Annotated in this window: 1 protein-coding gene; it reads right to left on the reverse strand. The window is 72.7% G+C overall.

All coding sequences use genetic code 11. The features are described from left to right. A partial coding sequence (locus tag ACXRVZ_RS27745; RefSeq protein ID WP_458233151.1) for a rhodanese-like domain-containing protein occupies nt 1-519 on the reverse strand: 519 nt, incomplete at its 3' end. Nucleotides 520-535 lie beyond the last annotated feature (16 nt).

Genomic DNA, 535 nt, shown 5'->3' on the forward strand with positions numbered 1-535 from the left:
GCCGGCGAGCGGGCGCACGCGTGTGAAACCGTGCGACGCGAGCACGCGCGCCGCGGTGGCCGCGGATGCTTCGTTCGGGCAGTTGCAATACAGCACGATCTCGCGGTCGCGCGGCAGGGTCGCGATGAGCGGGCGCTTCAGCCCGGCCAGCTCGACGCCGAGCGCCCCGGGGATGCGGCGCGCATCGAGCGAACGCCCGACGTCGGAGCGCACGTCGATCACGACCGGCTGTGCGCCGGTCTCGATCAGATCGCGCAGTTCGCCGACGCTGATGCGAGACAWGCCGACCTCGCGCAGGAACGCGCGCCGGCGCAGGTAGCGCACGCCGAGGTAGATCACGAACAGCACCGCCAGGGCCAGCAGCGCAACCGCGCCGAACGTCGACATCACCGCGAGCACGTCCCGGATCTGCGCGCTGAAGACGGCGCCGAGCGCGAGCAGCGCACCGGCCCAGATGAGCGCGGCGAGCGTCTCGAAGCCGACGAACGCGAGAGTCGACATGCCGAGCGCGCCGGCCATCGGCGGGGCCACGACC

Source organism: Roseateles sp. P5_E8, assembly GCF_054177665.1.